The sequence below is a fragment of the Microcoleus sp. PH2017_24_DOB_U_A genome (assembly GCF_020738205.1).
GTDB lineage: Bacteria > Cyanobacteriota > Cyanobacteriia > Cyanobacteriales > Microcoleaceae > Microcoleus.
Map to the genome: position 1 here is coordinate 126,285 of NZ_JAEQCT010000045.1, position 19,734 is coordinate 146,018.

General features: G+C 44.3%; 13 protein-coding genes and 1 pseudogene. 6 read left to right on the forward strand and 8 right to left on the reverse strand.

The features are described from left to right. Positions 1-8: 8 nt before the first annotated feature. From JGK07_RS13770 to JGK07_RS13785, 4 genes are all read right to left on the reverse strand, one after another. Entirely contained in the window at positions 9-2,873 is a 2,865-nt protein-coding gene (locus tag JGK07_RS13770; protein ID WP_293175449.1) for a tetratricopeptide repeat protein, read from the reverse strand. 645 nt (positions 2,874-3,518) lie between these two features. Next, positions 3,519-4,379: a calcium-binding protein gene (locus tag JGK07_RS13775; protein ID WP_293175451.1), complete on the reverse strand. Its 861-nt coding sequence runs from the start codon at positions 4,377-4,379 to the stop codon at positions 3,519-3,521. Between the two features lie 1,176 nt (positions 4,380-5,555). Then, positions 5,556-6,428 (reverse strand): calcium-binding protein, encoded by an 873-nt coding sequence (locus JGK07_RS13780; protein ID WP_293175453.1) that lies wholly within the window; start codon positions 6,426-6,428, stop codon positions 5,556-5,558. Between the two features lie 651 nt (positions 6,429-7,079). Next, positions 7,080-7,256 carry a hypothetical protein gene (locus JGK07_RS13785; RefSeq protein ID WP_293189505.1) on the reverse strand — a complete coding sequence of 59 codons (177 nt, stop codon included), beginning with the start codon at positions 7,254-7,256 and terminating at the stop codon, positions 7,080-7,082. 1,538 nt (positions 7,257-8,794) lie between these two features. Between JGK07_RS13785 and JGK07_RS13790 the strand changes: the two genes are divergently transcribed. Further along, the gene (locus JGK07_RS13790; RefSeq protein WP_293175455.1) at positions 8,795-8,992 is read left to right on the forward strand and encodes a hypothetical protein; all 198 of its coding nucleotides are present in this window, start codon (positions 8,795-8,797) and stop codon (positions 8,990-8,992) included. 755 nt (positions 8,993-9,747) lie between these two features. Beyond that, on the forward strand, positions 9,748-9,948 hold the full coding sequence (locus JGK07_RS13795; protein WP_293175457.1) for a hypothetical protein: 201 nt from the start codon (positions 9,748-9,750) through the stop codon (positions 9,946-9,948). 295 nt (positions 9,949-10,243) lie between these two features. On the opposite strand, the gene JGK07_RS13800 is transcribed toward JGK07_RS13795, so the two are convergent. Further along, a complete protein-coding gene (locus JGK07_RS13800; RefSeq protein ID WP_293204384.1) occupies positions 10,244-10,786 on the reverse strand; it encodes a pentapeptide repeat-containing protein in 543 nt (180 codons plus the stop codon). Positions 10,787-10,817: 31 nt separating this feature from the next. After that, positions 10,818-12,006: pseudogene (locus JGK07_RS13805) on the reverse strand (RNA-guided endonuclease TnpB family protein). A 142-nt stretch (positions 12,007-12,148) separates the two neighbouring features. Between JGK07_RS13805 and JGK07_RS13810 the strand changes: the two are divergent. Then, positions 12,149-12,664 (forward strand): phosphoribosyltransferase, encoded by a 516-nt coding sequence (locus tag JGK07_RS13810; RefSeq protein WP_293241386.1) that lies wholly within the window; start codon positions 12,149-12,151, stop codon positions 12,662-12,664. Between the two features lie 293 nt (positions 12,665-12,957). On the opposite strand, the gene dxr is transcribed toward JGK07_RS13810, so the two are convergent. Continuing rightward, entirely contained in the window at positions 12,958-14,148 is a 1,191-nt protein-coding gene (dxr, locus tag JGK07_RS13815) for a 1-deoxy-D-xylulose-5-phosphate reductoisomerase (protein ID WP_293241384.1), read from the reverse strand. A gap of 295 nt (positions 14,149-14,443) precedes the next feature. Here dxr and JGK07_RS13820 point away from each other — a divergent pair, with 295 nt between their 5' ends. From JGK07_RS13820 to JGK07_RS13830, 3 genes are all read left to right on the forward strand, one after another. Then, on the forward strand, positions 14,444-16,006 hold the full coding sequence (locus JGK07_RS13820; protein ID WP_293241388.1) for a DUF2079 domain-containing protein: 1,563 nt from the start codon (positions 14,444-14,446) through the stop codon (positions 16,004-16,006). Between the two features lie 9 nt (positions 16,007-16,015). Continuing rightward, a complete protein-coding gene (locus tag JGK07_RS13825; protein ID WP_293233125.1) occupies positions 16,016-17,581 on the forward strand; it encodes a DUF2079 domain-containing protein in 1,566 nt (521 codons plus the stop codon). A 104-nt stretch (positions 17,582-17,685) separates the two neighbouring features. Beyond that, on the forward strand, positions 17,686-19,125 hold the full coding sequence (locus JGK07_RS13830; RefSeq protein WP_293189515.1) for a DUF2079 domain-containing protein: 1,440 nt from the start codon (positions 17,686-17,688) through the stop codon (positions 19,123-19,125). 83 nt (positions 19,126-19,208) lie between these two features. On the opposite strand, the gene JGK07_RS13835 is transcribed toward JGK07_RS13830, so the two are convergent. Continuing rightward, positions 19,209-19,734: transposase (locus JGK07_RS13835; protein WP_293175469.1), on the reverse strand; the 526-nt coding region annotated here is incomplete at its 5' end.

The window sequence follows — 19,734 nt, forward strand, 5'->3', positions numbered from 1 at the left end:
GACGCCAGCTAACGCAAACCAACTACTTCAACCATCCTTTTCAGCGAACTCAAGTTCACCAAAATATCCTCAGTCAGCGAATTTTGATACATTAACTGTCTAATAGGATAACATTCAAAAGCCTCACCAGCTAAAAAGTAATGTTCCAACTGCAAATATTGACTAATTCCCCAGTAATAATGACTGATATAATGAGGCGACACCAACTCAATTACTTTAGTTCCAGATTTACCAAAAATCGTATTTGTTAACCCGCTACCGTGGGCAGCAACTATCACCTCAGCATGGTAAAAATGAGCAATTTGCTCTGCCAAAGACATCGACTCAGGTAAAATAGAAACAAAGCCCGATCGTGCCAAAACCTCAACCACATCTTCCTCGTTCAAAACTCTGCGATATCTGGCTTTGCTGCGACTGATGTAAATGCGCTTTGGATAACTTGAACCAGGTATAATTCCCTTGAGAAACTCCCGCCTCAAAAAATCGATCGCCCATCCGGACGGCCAGCCCAAATATCCCGCAAAAGAAGGTACAATTAACTCTGTTGCTTGCAGGTGAGGAATGCGATCGCTCTCCAAAACCTTTTCCTCGGGAATCCCCAGAATCCGGAGACTTTCCCGTTGAAATTCGTGCTGACAACTATTCACCAAAAACCAATCAATTTCCGCCAAATCCCTACCGCTGCGCCGCAGCAATTCTATCCTCGGCAAAACGTCCACCATCCAATGAAAATAGACATTTCCCGATAAACCAGAAAGCACCGCCACGCTGCCGTCTATCTGCTTTAAAGGTGGAAAGGATTCTAACTTAAAAACGCTGTGTTTTCTGATATCATGCTTCTCGCATCCCGGCAACAAACCCGGATAATCTCTCGACACATCAGCCAGCAAATAATTATCAGGAGTCATGACAGCAATCGCCTTGCAAATCAGCCAATAATTTTGCTGCGGCACAATCCAAACTCGCCCGTTGGGAATCTGTGCGACAAAAGTTTTTGGGGAATCCACAGGTATCGGCTGCGAGTTAGACAAACGGCAAACTCCCCAACCCAAATGCACCGGATCGAACCACTTAGAAATTCTGTGCAAACACAGCCCGCAAGTTAAACCGGCACAATCGGAATTTGCCAACTGCGAATTAACAGAAAATTTAGAAGTCTGAATATTTTCTACCCTGGCTTCTGTTGCAGATTCCCAAACAATTTCCACATAATTGCCAGCATCCAACTTAGCATTAACCAGCCAATCCCAACTCGATAAATAAATACCGCGCGGACGTTCTAAATAATTGCTTTCTGAGGATATAAAAGTCTGTTTCTCCCACTGTTTGGGGTCTCCATACCCGTGCAATTGCAACTCTAAAACCTGTTGATAATAATCGATCGCCCTTTCCAAGCGTCCCTGTTTTTCCAGCAGTTTCGCTAACTCAAAATAAACATGAGGTAAAGCTGGTTGAATTTTCAAAGCCATGCGGTAAACGACAATTGCCGGGCCGAATCGGTGCTGCTGGGCCAAGCAATTTCCCAGCCGCCAGTAAAGCTCTGCATTTTTGGGCTGAATTTGCAAAGCTTTTTGATAATAAGCAGCGGCTGATTCATATCCGCCATACTCTGTTAAAGCATTCCCTAAATGCAGGTAAATTTCTGCTAAATAATCGCATATTTCACCAATCGGTAATTGGGCATCGGGAATTGGGAATTGGGCATCGGGAATTGGGAATTGGGCATCGGGAATTGGGAATTGAGCATCGGGAATTGGGAATTGGGCATCGGTAATAAATCTTCCTTCTTCCTTGTTCGCTTTTCCTTGTTCCTTGTTCCTTGTTCCTTCTTCCTTCTTGCTTCCAGTTAGCGCTTTCAGAAATCGATCGCACGCAGCGATCGCCCTTGACAACTCATCATCCTCTACAGTGGCAACTTGCCTCGTTTCTCCCAAACGGCAGTAAGCCTCAACAAATTCTGGCTTGAGAGCTACCGCCTGCTGAAAATAAGGCATGGCTTCGGCAATTTTGCCCAAAAACATCAAAGAAAATCCGGCGTCCGTATAGCCCGAAATATGTTGGGGATTGAGTTCGATTACCCGATCGAAACAAGCAACCGCCGCCAAATGTTCCCCCTGCAATTGCCAAGCTTTCCCTAGATTGTAGTGAGCCAAAACCATCTCCGGCGCTAGCTCGATCGCGCGACGGTAAGATGCGATCGCCTTTTCGGGACTTTTTTCGTGGAACACCTGGCCCAAATTATTGTGCGGCGTTGCCCACTCCGGCTTAATCTCGATCGCCCGCTGGTAAATCTCGATCGCCTCAGCAGGGCGATCTTCCTTCAGCAAAATCACGCCCAAATTGCTGTAAGCTTCTACATAATCGGGCTGGAGGGCGATCGCCTGACGGTAGCTATCAATTGCCGCTTCTAGCTGATTATTTTCATTTAAAACCACAGCCAGATTGAATACAGCAAGTAAATAATCGGGTTTTTGGGCGATCGCCTTTCGGTAACAGTCGATCGCCCCCAACAAATTACCCTGATTGTGAAAAACATTTCCCAAGTTATAATTTAACTCCGGCCAGTCTGGCTTCAACTCCAGAGCTTTGCCGTAGTGAAAAGCCGCCTCATCCAGCCAGCAATACTCACTGTAAAGTTGACCCAAGTAAGCATGGGCCAGCACAAACGTTGGCGAAATCTCCAAAGCTTGCACAAAAGCATCTCTTGCTGCCGTCGGATCTCCGCTCGCTTCGAGGATTTCGCCTAAAGTGGTGTAAGCTAGCGGCGAAAATGGCTGTAGTTCGATCGCCTGATGGCAAAAATCGATCGCCTGACTTAACTTTCCCTGCTTCAAATAAACTTGGGCTTGCCGGATGTATTCTTGAGTGGTCATTGCTTGCCGTGCAGTTGCGGTTGCTTTACCGCTTCAGGAAAACTTATAAATTCTGATTTGAAAGTTTGATATTTTCAGACTATCTATATTTTAGGCGATCGGGTTCACAATTTTTATTACCCGGAGATCCTCGTAAATCCCCCTTAAAAAGGGGGACTTTGATGAAGTTCTTGTCCCCCCCTTTTTTAAGGGGGGCTAGGCAGGGTGGTTTTATTGTCGGGAAAAGAAATCTGAAACTACCAAAATTATCGCTCAAAGATTGGCTCACGCTTGGGCGAAGGTACGTAGTTGCGCTTCAGCGCTCTTTATAAGATTAGGAAAGAGCGCCCAAGCGCAACTACGTACCTAATTTGTGTTACCACAATAAAACCACCCTGCTTTTTAAGGGGGAGTAGGGGGCAAGCTAAGGGGGGATCTGGCTTAACCCAAGGGTCTTGATTTATATTTTGTGCGATCGGGCAAAATATTAATTCGGTCGATCGGTGTTGGTCGATTTTTTTAAATGATCTTGCTTCACTTGAGCCATTGAATATTTCAACCTCACCCCGCTGTTGGCAGAATGAGGTTGAAATCCTTTCAAACTATCAGCTTTTGTGAGAACAGCCCCGGATAAAATCCGGTGTCGCCCCACAACCGCCAGTTGTTTTAGAACAGCTCGAAGTTGTTCGAGGTAATAGTCAGGCCAGGCTGCAACTGAGCAACCTGTAACACTCCGTTGCCACCGTTGAAGAACAACGCACCGTTTGTCGGGTCGTAGATCAACTTGTTACTGGTGGATCCTGGGCTGCTGGCGCTGAAACCAGAAACGACGACAAACTCGCTGGCCTCGAAGCTGCTGCCCAAACCAGCGAACACACCGCCCTGCTTCAAGCGAATCTTATCTTCACCCGGTGTAAAGTCAGTGATCGTGTCTATGCCGTCTAATGTGCCGGTAGCGGCGGAGGTGGCGAAGTAGAACGTGTCGCTGCCAGCACCGCCAGTCAGGACATCGCTGCCTCTGTCGCCAGAGATAAAGTCATTGCCAGCGCCACCATCGACAGTATCGCTGCCTTTACCGCCCCAGAGGGTATCGTTGCCATCGCCACCGCTGACAGTATCGCTGCCTTCGCCGCCGAACAGGGTATCGTTACCAGTTCCGCCGAGTACGAGATCGTTGCCTTTGTCTCCAGAAACCAAGTCATTGCCAGCACCGCCGTCGAGCTGGTCATTCCCTTTGCCGCCAAAGATTCTATCATCGCCGTCACCACCAGAGACAGCATCGTTGCCACTGCCTGAAACGAGGGCATCGTTACCGCTGCCGCCGCCGAGACTGTCATTGCCGCCACCGGAAAAAATGATGTCGTCCCCACCGTTACCGGCGATGACATCATCGCCCCCAAAGGTCAGGATGATATCGTTGAGATTGCCTGCACTTAATCTGTTTGCGCCTGTGGTGCCGACAACACTGGAGCCGCCAGCTCCTGGCAAAGAAACTGCTGGTTGTGTTGGATTAGTTACCTGTGTCATTTACACTCCTCCTAAAAGATGAATCACTTTTCTACAATACACTTTTCCCTCCAAAGGGATTCAATAAATCGAACCGGACATCGGTTGAGACCCTAATTGACCCGGCTGCTATAAGCTGTCATGTAATTTAATTTTTGACATACTCACCGCCCTAAAAGTGCGGTGATTCTTGACGCTTCATCGACTGATGCTGGTCGTAGTCTTACTCTGTCTCTGCGTCCGTTTAGAGTCTCCCAATGCCCTATGGCGACTTTTTACTCTGCTATCCTACGGTTGGAGCTAACCATTGCCCTTATAGCCGTCTCTAAGTTTGCCCGCATCGTAGCTGTTTCAACGCGTCTTGGGCCTAGAAATCTTTTGAGTGTTGTTATATTACAGGCTTTGCCAATAAAATTAGGAACAATTAAAACCGTCCTAAAAGGACGGGGCTTGTATCCCAAATTTTTGGTCAGCAGGGAGCCGGGAACCGCGAGTTGAATCTTGTATTCGTTGAGCAGCAAGTATCAGTTGTTTTCTGCCTTGGACTCTCGGCTCCATCACTCCCTCCTCTAGCACGAAAATATTCCACTTAAACGTTTGTGAGTCTACCATACGTACCTTGGGTGCGGCTACTTATTTTTTAAACTGTAGCCAGAAATACACATAGACCATTTGTTAATGGGAGTATGCTGCTATACAAATCCTAGACAAGTCTAGACATTTGCTTCTTACTTCATCGGGAGCATGGGAGCGGTTATCCCTCGGTAAGCTTTCACGATGAAAGCCAAGCGCGATAAATTAATTGCTCTCAAGATTGAGAAATTGCACCGCAGTCCTTGGCAACTGTCGATCGCCCGAAAGTTCGATCGCCCGCAATCGAGCTTAAACTGAGTTGCGATTTTTCAGTAGACTCTGAATCACGAGACTTTTAAGTTCCGCCCAGAGTTCCCGAAAAATAAAATTTGTTGAGCAGCACATTATTCCCTGGAAATTCAGCCCATCGGCGTGAACCCCCAGAGTTATGATTTGAGATTTTTATACTCTAAGATTATTTATATTTTGGCGATCGATTTGGCGATCGATTACTTAAGCACATAGCATCACTTTCTTAAGATTGAAGCCTTCAAAATTGTCAGACTGCCACGTGAGAACAGCCCCGGAATCTGTCCGGTGCTGTTCTCACAATAGCTAGTTTCTCTAGAACAGCTCGAAGTTGTTCTTGCTGACAGCAGTGGAGCTAAGATTGAGCCCCGGTTGCAGTTGAGCCACAGTCTTCACTCCGCCGTTACCTGGATTGTAGTACAACAAACCGTTTTGCGGGTCGTAGACGATCTTGTTCAAAGTATTTGCTGGTGCGCTTCCGGGAGCAAAACCAGCAACCACGATAAAGTCGGTAGCATCGAAAGAGCCACCCAAACCAGAGAAAGCATTGCGATCGAAACTGAGTTTATCTTCACCGGGGTTAAAGTCGGTAATTGTGTCAATTCCATAATCGCCACCAACACCAGCAAAGTAGAACGTATCGCTACCGGCGCCGCCAGTCAGAAGGTCAGATCCTCTGTCGCCAGAGATAAAGTCATCCCCTCTCCCACCATCGACAGTATCGTTCCCTCGACCGCCGAACAAGCTGTCGTTGCCGTCACCGCCCAAGACGATATCATTGCCGTCACCGCCCAAAGCAGTATCGTTACCCGATCCGCCAAGTACCGTGTCATTGCCCCGATCTCCGGAGACGAAATCAGCACCATCACCGCCGTTGACGAGATCGAAACCTTTACCGCCGAAGAGTGTGTCGTTGCCGTTACCACCATCGACTACATCGTTGCCTGTACCAGCGTAGATAGTATCATTGTCGCTGCCACCACCCACACTATCATTGCCACCTCCTGAAAAAATCAGGTCATTCTCACTGCCACCAGCAATGATATCGTTGCCCCCAAAAGTTAGGATGATATCCTCTTCGATCGTTCCACGTATCCTGTTATCGCCTTGGGTGCCGATAATATCAAGTCCACCCCCACGATTTTCAACTGCCGATTGTGGCTGAGTTGGATTAGTTACCTGTGTCATTTACATTCCCCCCCTAAATTATTTTTTCTACTTGTTCCCTTCAACGGGATTTCATCAATTAAACGGGACATCGGTTGAGACCCAGATTGACCCGGCTGCTATAGGCTTTCATGTACCATTTTTAATGGGACTATGCTCTTTGATAGAACTTGCACGCCAGATGGCAAATAATGATCGATCGCACAAATTGCGATCGTCAGGATTGCGTAATAATTAACAGAGTGCCATTTCTTAGTACGCTTCAATCAACCTGACTGTTCAGTTAAAATATTAGTTCCCCAAAAAAACAAAAACACTAGATTGACCTCCAAAGCATTAAGCAGCAAGGTTTTAGAGGCCGAAATGAGTTATCCCCACAGGTTATCTGTGGGAATGGCCCGTGCATAAGATATTTTCTGTCATGGGAAGCACGTCAACGCAGCCTTCCACAACAAATCAATAGCAGCCCTTTGTAAAAGTGTCAGTGCTGCCTAAGTCTTAGGTAAGTTGGAATACAGCTATATTTAAAAAATTAATTTTATAAATTATAGTTTTCAGCAATTATTTATTGCTAATTGCTAATTCCGACGCGCTCGAACACAATAAATTAACAATTAGCAATTTCCCGAAAAAATCGTTGGCATTCATAGACAAGCTGTACTATTTACCCGCTCAGTGTGATTCTAAGTCTGCTGGTGACCCGTTGACATAGCTCTGGCTGTCGTAGCTGTAGATGTGAGCGTCAGTTTGGAAAAGATAATTGATTGAACTAGCTGCATAGTAGGTCAGCACTAGCAGCGACACTGCGTTAAGAATTCCATAAATTCGCTTCTCAGACATTTCGTTCATTTTCACTCCTAGGGTTTGTGCAAATAGTGAATTTTGATACTGTGACGGCACTTTTTTGGGGAAGTTCCCAAAAATGCAGCACCAGATCAAAATTCCATCGCTCGCCTTATAAACTCACTCGTTATTCCTCCCATAAAACAAGTCCTGCTTGAGACAAGCAAGAGTTTTGTTGGCTATTTCATATTGAAGTCTCTGCCTTTAATTGTGTATCTAACTGTGGTAAGAGTTTCGGACTTGTGGCGATCTCGAACTCTACAATTTTCTGTTGGAAAGCTGCTACAATCTGTCAATATCTAACATCAAAAGCTTACAGGGTAAAAAGTATAGCTTTTTATCAAAAACCAGCAATGATTTTCGCCAATTCGATTAATGGTACGCAGAAGCCGGAAATAATAAAAATCATTAAGTTGTCAGCCGAACGCTAAAATATGTCTGAAGTTATACTCTTGCCAGCAAGAGAACGTGTTAAATTTCCTGTTAAGTTTGAGCTTGGTGGAGGTGGCAAGATAATTTATGACTGAAAAAATTTTGCGGTCGCTGTCCAAAATCGGGGTCTCACACTTTTGACCAATAATTTCACAGGTGGTACCCGCCACGTGATTTATCCGTGGAATCAATCCCAAATCGAAAATCGAAAATCCTCTCTTCCCCCGAATTTATCCGTGGGGTCGGCAGCCTTAAATCACAATCTCACCAAATAACAGCAGGCATCAAAAAACAGAAGGCAGAATTTGATAGGGGTAAAAACATACTGTTTTAGGATTCAGTATTTTTATTATCTGATTCCACCTTCTAGATGCCACGTTTTGTAATAAAACAAGATGATTTACTCGATGGGAGGAGCGAGGAATGATGATTCAGGCAAGATGACTAACTATGTTTGAGTCAGTTACTTCCACAATTTACTATAATTTTTGCTCTGCTTTAGCTTCTTGTTCAACCGACTTTCTGCTACTAATTTGAAACAGGGATAAGGGTAGAACAATAGGCCAAACCAGGGGGCCGAGTAGTAAGGCCACCCAAGAGAGCAAGTCTTTTTTGGATGTTGAAGTATCGTTCCAAAAAACAATGAACCAAACCACAAAAACGATTAAGGAAACCGAAAAGTAGCCAATAATGAGCATTCTTTTACCTGCCTGCCTATAGATGGGGTCGAAGTATTGATAATTTATTGTATCTCAGGCTGCGGCTCGCCGATCGCAACTGGAGGCCTTGGTGAGGAGTGTTGAAAACGAACAGTTTTACCAGTCTGGGAGTCCACAGCCTAGGATGTCGGAGGCACACCGACGAAACCACCAACAATCGCGCTCAAAGTCTTGCCATCAGGAGTTTTTGAGGTTTCGTCCAACCTGGAGGCTACCGCCACAATCACAGCCAATGCGATCGAGGTCTCTCCTTTTAAGTGATTTGACTCACGTACACTTAGAGATTTAGATCACAAGCAGATCTCAGAAAGATCACAGAGCTTACCCGACGGCCATCACCCTACTCTGTTCTCAAATGCTGGATATTAGAATAGCCGAGTTCAACGAGATTTCATGCAAACTCTGACTTTAAAATCCGATCGCACGATCGCTGAACTATTTTATCAAGTCACGCATTCGGGCAATCTGAGTCGTACCGAAAGTCACGGACTGCGTACACTTTGTGAAAGCGCTCTGTGCGAAGACGATCGAGATGCAGTCAACCGCCTACTTCACGCTATCCGCCGCGGATGGGTCAGAATTTCCGATTAGTACCCTCAGACAGTAAGTTTAGATTGGTAGTTCTACTCTGTCTGGTGTAAAGCTTTGCCCGCAAGTAAGATTTCCGTGAGTAGGTCTCTCCATTAACCCTCTCAAAAATATTTTTTGTTGCGATCGTGGCGATCGCACCCGGTTTCTTGAAGATGCCGGGATTTTTGATGCAAAACCGTTAACAGTCCTTAGTGCTGTCCCCGCACGCGGACAGTAGTCAGTAGTCAGCAGCGGGCACTCATTAAGTATATCTACGGAAAAAAAAACTACACAAAGATACCCAGTAAATGCAAGCAAAGTGGGTTTCCCAACACCGTAAAAGTTTTACGTTTAATATCGGTTGATTTAGTTAGGAGTAATTACTTAGTAGTCATCGCAAAAAAAAGGCAGTACATTGTAGGTGTTTTTCAGCGTCAAGATCGCTCATATACAAAAGAGTAAATGAGTGTTCTCACCCCTCAACGCATCTATGTTTATTGGTAAGGACATACTTAGTGATTTGTTAAATTAATATTAATTTGTTTGTCAGCAGCTTTTAACAAAAAACACAGATTTTGGAGTTACTAAAAAGGAGGAATCGGGACGGGGTTTGTGTTTCGAGATGCTCTCTCGATCGAGGAAACATCCGCTCCCCAAGTCCGATTGACACAAATCACCAATCAAGACAGAATCGATCACATTTACTGGCGTATTTGAATCACATAAATATTTGGAAAATCAGTCAATAATGTCAAAAGTGATTTCAAAAAAAACCAATGATGACCCAAACGTTTTTACCTCAATTTACGATTGCAGAGCTAGTGTTTCAGGTATATCACTCCGGTCTGCTGACTCCCACTCACCGACAACAGCTCAAGAGTGCGCTATTAAATGACTGTCTTACCGAAGAAGATCAAACAGCCATCAACCGCTTGCTCCACGCGGTTCGCCGGGGCTGGCTGAAAGTTGTAGATTAAACTGTTACCCAAAATTTTGCCACTTCTCTTTAAATGCACTGTCAATCAATTTGAGATTTGAGATTTGAGATTTGAGATTTGAGATTTGAGATTGTCTCAACAGATAAATCTGGAGATTGAACTTTGATCTAAAATTTTTGACTCTCCACTAGGCGAGTCTCGGAGGCCTGTCTCCGTTTTTGGGCGGGGTAACCTGAAGATCGAATTAAATCCCCTCAATAAAATCTGGAATTAAGCTAAATGTAGGGTGCGCCACCAGCACCCTGCGGTTTTAAATTCTGTGTTGCAAGCTTATTTACTCCGAGATTGTGCCGTCAGGCATCATAGCTTCTCTCAGATTCGCCTCCTTCCAATTTGTCCCGCGCAAAGAAGCTTGATGCAAGTTTGCTCCCCTGAAATTTGCTCCTTTAAGGGAAACTCCGCTCAAATCTGCTAGATGCAGATTTGCACAAATCAGGTTAGCTCCGCTCAAATCTGCTCCCTTCAAATTAGCTTTTTCGAGATTTGCTTCTGTCAAATTAGCCCAACTCAAATTTGCTTGAGTGAGATTAGCATGGCTGAGATCGGCTTGTGTTAAGTTGGCGTCAGTTAAATTTGCTTGAGTCAGGTTGATTCCGCAAAGTTTTACTTCTGTCAAATTGGCACCTTGCAAGTTAGCGTTAACTGCATAAACTTGAATCAAAATTGCCCGTTGAAGGTTGGCATCTCTGATGTCTGCACCCCTGAGACTCGCCCCCGTAAAATCTGCCCCGCTGAGCACGGCACTCCGCAAGATAGCTCCGCTCAAGTTTGCTCCCACTGCATTGCATTCGCCAAAATTAGCCGACTTGACATCCACCCCGGCGTAAACGCACGGGGATTCCTAAGACTCACGACTTAGGTTTCTGCTTCCGTCCACTAGGGGTTTTCGCACCTGCCTTAACAGATTTACTCTGTTCGGGTCTTACAGTCGCTCCACAGACTGACACGGCAAGCCCTGCCGCCAAAATGTTATGAGCTGCATTGATATCTCGGTCATGGTGAGTACCGCACTGAGGGCAATCCCATTCCCGGATATTCAACGGCATCTTTTCAACGATGTGACCGCAATTGCCACATCGTTTAGAACTCGGAAACCAGCGATCGATCTTAATTAAAGTGCGACCGTACCAATCGCACTTGTAGTCAAGTTGTCTGACCAATTCCCCCCAACTTGCATCACTTATAGAAGCAGCAAGTTTCCGATTTTTAACCATATTTTTCACAGCTAAATCTTCTACGGCGATGGTTTGGTTTTCACGCACCAACCGCGTTGTTAACTTGTGAAGATTATCTTTCCTTGCATCAGTGATTTCTTGATGCACTTTCGCTACTTTAAGCCGTGCCTTGTGACGGTTGTTTGACCCTTTTTGCTTGCGACTTAAAGATTTCTGCGCTCTTCTAAGCTTGTGATACTTGGCCTTGAATCCTTTGGGATTGGCAATCTTTTCGCCGTTGCTCAGTGCAAGCAAGCTTGTGATTCCTAAATCGATGCCGACTTGACTGTCTGTTTTAGGTAGTGCTTCAATTTCAACATCTACCAACAGAGAAACTGACCACCTACCTGATGGTGCAAGCTTCACGCTTAAGGTTGATGGTGTTGCACCATCAGGTAGTGTCCGGCTCCAGCGAATCGGTAACGCTTGGGTATTTTTTGCTAGGTAAACTTGTCCATCTCTGAACTTAAATGCTGACGAAAGTAAATTCTGCACTACCACCATTGCGTTTCTTTTTGAAGTTGGGGTATTTCGCCCGCCCGTCAAAAAAGTTAGTATAAGCTGTTTGTAAATGTCTCAAACACTGCTGCAATGGCACACAGCTAACGTCATTGAGGAAATCTAATTCCTCAGTTTTTTTCCAATCTGTCAGCATACTAGAAGTTTCAGCATACGCTACCCGTTTTTGGTCTTTGTACCAAGCTTCAGTCCTCGCTGCCAAAGCGCGGTTGTAGACCAAACGGATACAGCCCAAAGTACGTCGCAACAAACTTTCTTGTTCCGGCGTTGGGTAGAATCGATAGCTGAAGGCTTTTAGTGTCATGCTTACCTTGAGTGCGCTATTTTCACATACTAGCACGTCTTATGTGAAATAATAAGTCTTAACAAAAATTTAAGTAAAGCCGTCCTATAAGGCGATGCACTGAGCGTAGCCGAAGTGACGGGGTTTCTAACCCAATTTTATGATGAACGACCTTTACATTTCTTGGTCTGAGTACCACCGAAAAATTGAGGATTTGGCTGTAAAAATTGATGAATCTCAATGGAAATTCGATCGCATTGTCTGTTTGGCGAGGGGAGGGCTGCGCGTCGGCGATACTCTGTCGCGGATTTTCGACAAACCTCTGGCGATTTTAGCGGCCTCGTCCTATGGTGGGGCGGAGGGAAAAGTCCGGCGGGCGATCGAATTTGCGCGGGATTTGACAATGGTGGGCGATAATTTGGGCAGCCGGATTCTGCTAGTTGACGATTTGGTGGATTCGGGAATTAGTTTAGAGCAAGCTATTGTTTGGCTGAAGAGTCGTTACGGCGAGGATATTCAGGAAATTCGGACTGCTGTGCTTTGGTACAAGGCTTGTTCTGTGGCGAAGCCGGATTATTATGTAGACTATTTGCCGGATAATCCTTGGATTCATCAACCTTTTGAAATGTACGAAAAGATGAGTGCGGCTGATTTGGCGGCGAAAGTGGGGAGTTACTGAAATCCGCCCTTAGCCCTGTTTTGTTTGTAGTTGCTCTTTTACCCAAGCTCGAAATGCTCTGATTGTTGGGCTTCTTCCTTGGGTGTTGCTGCGATCGACATATTGGGGAATTATATCAATAATGGGAAAATATAAGACGGCGGTTGAAACCGCGTCTACAAAAACGAATTCCGCCTCCGCGGAATGAAGAAATAAATGAAGAAAATCGCGTAATTTTCACCATCTTATCTTCAACCCGCGCACCATCCGGGTTTTGTTTGTATAGACGCGGTTTCAACCGCTCCATCTAAGAATCAGCGAACCGAAAGAATACGATCGCCCAATTCCATGCTTTTTGTCAAAACTTCCTGCCGCGCCCACCGATCCGCAGCCAAAATATCATCTAAAGCCGGACTTTCACAGTTATCAGCTTGATGTTTGTCGCACACCTTTTCAATCAACTTCGGAATATCCAAAAATGTAATCTTTTCCGCCAAAAATAGCGCTACAGCCTGTTCGTTTGCCGCATTCAGCACCGCAGGCATCGAACCGCCCGCGCGTCCAGCCGCATAAGCTAACTGCATACAAGGATACTTCTCGTGATCTGGTTCTCGGAAAGTTAAATCACCGGATTTTACTAAATCTAGCTGCGGCCAATCTGTCTGAATTCTTTCCGGCCAAGACAAAGCGTAAAGTAGGGGCAAACGCATATCCGGCCAGCCCAATTGTGCCAAAACGGATGTATCTTGTAGCTCAATTAACGAGTGAATGATACTCTGGGGATGGATGACAATATCAATGTCATCATAATCCATGCCGAACAGGTAATGAGCCTCAATTACTTCCAATCCTTTATTCATCAAAGTAGCAGAATCAATGGTGATTTTCTGCCCCATCGACCAATTCGGATGTTTCAAGGCATCGGCGACTGTTACTTGTGCTAATTTGTCGATCGGCAAATCTCGAAAAGAACCGCCCGAAGCTGTGAGAATAATTCGGCGCAACCCTCCCGCCGGTATGCCTTGGAGGCATTGAAAAATTGCCGAATGTTCCGAGTCTGCCGGCAATATTTTAACCCCGTATTTTTCGATCAGGGGGTTGACAACGGGGCCGCCGGCGATTAATGTTTCTTTATTGGCTAAGGCGATATCTTTGCCTGCTTTGATAGCGGCAATTGTTGGCAGCAAACCGGCACAGCCAACTATGCCGGTGACGACGGCTTCAGCATCGCCATATTTGGCAACTTCGACAACGCCTGACTCGCCAGCAAGTAAAATAGGTTGAGGGTCGAGATCTGCGATCGCGCTTTGCAATTCCTCTAATTTATCTTCGTCGCAAATCGCGACAATTTCTGGTTTAAACTGGCGAATTTGTTGTGCGAGTAACGTTACATTTCGTCCGGCGGTTAACCCGACAATCCGAAATTGTTCCGGGTATTGAGCTACAATATCCAGAGTCTGAGTGCCGATGGAGCCTGTGGAGCCGAGAAGAGTTATTGCTTTCACAATTTTTTAATGTTTTGTGGATTATTCTAATATTACGATTACCGGAACTAAAATTAGCGGTTAACTATGCCGCAATACGGTTCAATTAAGACAGATCCCCCCTAACCCCCCTTAAAAAAGGGGAGTAGGGGGTGGGACAAGAATGCTCTCAAAGTCAACCCCTACTCCCCTTCTTAAGGGGGATTTAGGGGGATCTCCGGCGCATAAATAGTTTTAAGTGAACCGTATTGAACTATGGCGTGGTAAGCATATTTGAAGGAATCATATTTTGAGTCGTCAGTTAGTGCCAGATTTCATGGAAAATGGGGAAAATTTTGCTGATGACCATGAGGATATCGGCGTTGGAATCGGGGAAAATATAGAAGAAGGTCGATCGCGCTTACCGTCGAGTTTGGTTTGGGCGATCGCCATTGCTGCTACAATTTTCTTTGCCTGTAGCAGTTTACGGCACGCTTTATTCCAATCCACAGCCTTCGATTTGGGAATTTTTGACCAAGCAATTTACTTGCTGAGTCAAAACCAAACGCCGTTTTCTTCCTTGATGGGTATTCATATTTTGGGAGATCACGCTGCGGTAATCTATTATCCGCTGGCTTTGCTGTACAAAATTTACCCGGATGTGCATTGGCTGCTGTTGGTACAAGCAGTTGCTTTATCGCTGGGAGCCTGGCCTAGCTGGAGTTTAGCGCGTTTGGCGGGTTTAAATCAAGAAGAGTCTCGTGCGATCGCCCTAATTTATTTGCTCTATCCGGTGGTATTCAACATCAACTTATTTGATTTTCACCCGGAAGTAATCGCTTTACCCGCACTGTTAGCAGCAATTTTAGCAGCGCGCTTAAATAAACTGGTGTGGTTTTGTACCGCAATTCTGCTGGTGTTAAGTTGCAAGGCAGTTTTGTCTATAACCGTTGCTGCTATTGGCTTATGGCTGTTTGTTTGCGATAAAAAGCAACGATTTGGGGCGATCGCACTTTTACTCGGTGTAGCATGGTTTTTGATAGCTTCCCAAAAAATCATCCCCTACTTTAGCGGTAGCGAAGTCGCCGGAGTCGGGCGTTACAGCTATTTAGGCAAATCAGTCCTAGAAATCATCATCAACCTCATATTAAAACCACAGCTAGTATTAGGAAAAATCCTTTCCTTCGATACATTCAAATACTTATTTGTCCTCACCTTACCCGTGATTTGGCTGTTGCTGCCATTCTCCCGCAAAATCAACCTCAAATATTTAACAGCCCTAATTCCAGCCATCCCTACATTAATTATCAATATCCTCTCCGATTTACCATTTCAACGCAGTTTAGCTTATCAATATTCAGTGCCAATTGTCCCATTTTTAATCTTAGCAATTATCGCCAAAGAACAAGGAATAAAAAATACAAACATACTCAATCAACCGTTATCTAGCGCACCAAATACCGCAAAGCTACAATTTAAAAACATCCAAATTCCGCAACTGTGGCTGGGAATGCAATTACCCAAAGCAATGATAATTTGGTCATTAATAATATTCCTATTGCTGGGAGAATCCAAAGACTTTATTCTGTACGCAAATAGACTAGATACCTGGCAAGCCACACGAGAAGCAATCGCCCAAGTTCAACCCCAAAGCAGTATTTTAACAGATAATAGACTTGCTCCTCACTTTGCCCATCGCCCCACAGTCAAACTACTTTCACAAACTTCACCTCAAACAAATCTAGCTGAATTTAAATACATATTATTAAACCTGCGCCATCCGTGGCCAGATACTGAAAAAATTGGTAACACCTTAGCAAATCAACTTAAAAACGATCGCGCTTTTCAATTAACTTATCACAAAAAACAAGTTCTACTATTTAAACGCATCGCCGATTAAACCAAGAAAATGCTAACCTTACAATCCCCAAAATCCCATCCAGTATTGTTAATGATTGTCGTCACAACGATAATCTTATTTGTAGCCAGCAGCGCGCGCCACGCTTTATTTCATTCCACTGCCTACGACTTAGCAATTTTTGACCAAGCAATTTACTTAATCTCCCAAAATCAAACACCATTTTCCTCATTAATGGAAATCAATATTTTAGGAGATCATACTGCCTTTATCTTCTATCCCCTAGCCTTACTCTACAAAATATATCCCGACGTGCACTGGCTGTTATTCGTGCAAGCTTTTGCCCTAGCCTTAGGTGCTTGGCCTAGTTGGAGTTTAGCACGTCAAGCGGGATTAACTGAACCAAAGGCGATCGCCATTTCAGCCATGTATCTGCTATATCCCGCAGTATTTAACGTCAATCTGTTCGACTTCCACCCCGAAGTCATAGCAATGTCCGCCATTTTAGCAGCAATCCTAGCCGCCAGACTGAATAAAACATTGTGGTTTTGTGCAGCCATCCTCTTAATCTTAAGCTGCAAAGCCGTGCTATCTTTGACAGTCTTGATGATGGGAGTTTGGTTATTCTTCTTTGAGAAAACCCGCAAGTGCGGACTCATCGCTATATTTCTCGGTGCAGCCTGGTTTTTGATAGCTACTCAAGCAATCGTACCATATTTCAATCAAGGCAAACAACACGCAGGTGTCGGGCGATATCAATATTTAGGAAACTCAGTTTTGGAAATTGCGATTAATTTAATCTTGAAACCAAATCTCATTTTAGGCCGTTTGTTTTCGACTGATACTTTCGGATATTTGATTTTATTATTTTTCCCTGTAATTTGGTGGCTTTCCCCGCGCCACCTGTCACCATTAATAGGTGCTTTTCCCATGCTAGTGATGAATATTCTTTCGGATATTGACGCCCAGCGAGATTTGATTCACCAGTATTCAGTACCGATATTTCCCTTTGTATTAACCGTCGTAATCTCTACCATAGCAGACAGACAGATAAGAGGCAATAATTTTTGGAAAAATGCCGGAAATTATCTATGGAATCACCGCAATTTGATGCCGCGAATTTGGAAGCCCGTCTCGAAACGCATTTCGATTAAATCTGTCAAACATATCTGGATGCGCCGCCTGTGGATTCACCGCAGTTGGAGGTGGGGAAAATTGCTATTTGCTAATGTGTCTAAATTGTTAATTTTGTGGTCGTTTTTGAGTTTCTTAATTTTAGCAAAGTATGGATATTTTGGGACAATTTATTTAGAGTCTCTCGATACTTGGCAAGCGACGCGGCAGGCAATTAATAGAGTGCAAACTCAAGGCAATGTCTTAACGGATAATTCCCTAGCAACTCATCTCGCTCATCGTGCAACAATTAAATTGTTGCATCAAGTTGCCAACGGACAAAGTTTGAATGAATTTGAGTATGTGCTATTAAATATGCGCCATCCTTGGCACGATACTGCGGATACTGCTGCGAGTGTCGTGACTCAACTGAAACAATCTCCTGCATTTAAAATTAGCTTTCAGCAAGATGATGTTTTTTTGTTTCAGAAAATCAGCAATTAGTAGACTTATTGCAATTATTCATTGATAAACCAACCGCAGATTTAAGGCAAATGCAACACAGACAGACGCAGATAATTTTAAGATAATTTGGGAATGAATACAATATGAACAATTTTAAGCTAAAATATCATCCAGTAAGTTGGCAAATCGCCCTTTTCGCCCTAATATTTTTTCTATGCAGCAGTGTACGCCACGCCCTGCTTGAATCCAACGCCTTTGAGCTCGGAATTTACGATCAAGTAGCGTATCTCATCAGTCAAGGAGAAACGCCATTTTCCTCATTTCTGGAAATTCACCACCTGGGAAATCACGCCGCTGGGGTGATGTATCCCGTGGCTTGGCTGTACAAAATATATCCCGATGTTCATTGGCTGTTGTTAGTGCAAGCAGTCGCCCTGACATCCGGGGCTTGGCCGGCTTGGGGTTTGGCCATTCAAGCTGGGTTAAAGAATAGTATAGCTTGGGCGATCGCCTGTATCTACCTTTTCTACCCCTTAGTCTTCAATGTCAACCTCTTCGACTTCCACCCCGAAGTCATTGCTTTACCCGCACTGCTAGCAGCAATCCTCGCCGCGCGGCTGAATAAAACTCTGTGGTTTTGTGCTGCCATCGTCTTAGTTTTGAGCTGCAAAGCCGTGTTATCTTTAACTGTAGCTGCGATGGGATTGTGGCTCTTATGTTTTGACAAAAAACGCAATTGCGGGCTGATAGCTCTATTTCTTGGCGTAGGTTGGTTTCTGGTAGTTACTCAGGGAATTATACCATATTTCAATCAGGGAAGAGAACACGCGGGAATCGGGCGATATCAATATTTGGGAAACTCGGTTTTAGAAATAGCTGTTAATTTAATCTTGAAACCAAATCTAATTTTAGGGCGTTTGTTTTCTGCTGACACTTTTGAATATTTAGCCTTATTAATATTACCTGTAATTTGGTGGATTTCGCCACGGCATCTGACACCTTTAATTAGCGCTGTACCAATGTTGGCGATGAATATTCTTTCGGATATCCCCGCTCAACGAGACTTGATTCATCAATATTCTATTCCGATATTGCCGTTTTTGTTGGTTGCGGTAATTTCTAGTTTAGCAGATAGGAATCAGCACCAGGGAAATACAATCTTTGATAAATTGCCAATTCCTAAATATCAATTACCGAGAGTGATTGTAATTTGGTCGTTAATTGGTTTCTTAGCTTTAGCGAAATACGGCTATTTTTGGACTATTTATGTAGATTCCCTCGACACTTTGTCGGCTAGCAGAGAAGCGATCGCCCTCGTCAACACAAAAGGCAGTGTTTTAACCACTTCTCACATGGCTCCGCACTTAACGCACCGCCCTGTAGTACGCTTAACTCAGGCTCAGACGCCTCCTGGAAATCTCGCAGAGTTTGAGTATGTCTTGCTAAATCTGAGGTATCCTGGCTGGATGAGCGATCGAGCTTTTGTGCAAAACCTCATAACTCAACTCGCCAACCATCCCCAATTTACACTCAAATATCAGCGGGATGACATTTATCTATTTGTCCAAAACGCTAATAAATGATTTTATATCATCTCATATCGAGCGACATAATATTTTACCTGGTCAAATTGACGCTTAATAGCTGGTAAAAGTATAGTCATCTATTACATGACATGGGAGGCTTCAATTCCCTCCCCTTTCACTTTTACTTCGAGCGGATTAACCCGCCTCGGCTGAGCTACGCAGCTCTCTATCCCATCGCCAAAGGCATTTGGGATTGCTTTTCTCAAAATATTATAAGATCCATTAACATCAGCATTAATCAATCGACCGTCTGATGTTTTGTACAATCCTCTCTTAATTCGCTTTCCACTAAATTTGGCATCCTGGGCGCCAATATTCCCATAGACAGGAATTGGATCTAAATTTAAAAAATTCGATTTGGAAGTATAGGATTCTTCTTGTTCTATCACTTTTATTCCCATCAATTCAGCTTTGTATTTCAACATTTCAATTAGTCGAGCATGAGGAATGCTGACAAAGTTTTGATTTGTTTTCTTGCCTAAATTGATCTCATTTTTCCATTGTACGTTTTTGCCAATTACTAGCGTCCCTATCTTTTGTGATGCGAGCAGATTGACTATCTGCCGACTGGCGTGGTGCAAGTAATTATCCACTTTTTGATGGCGA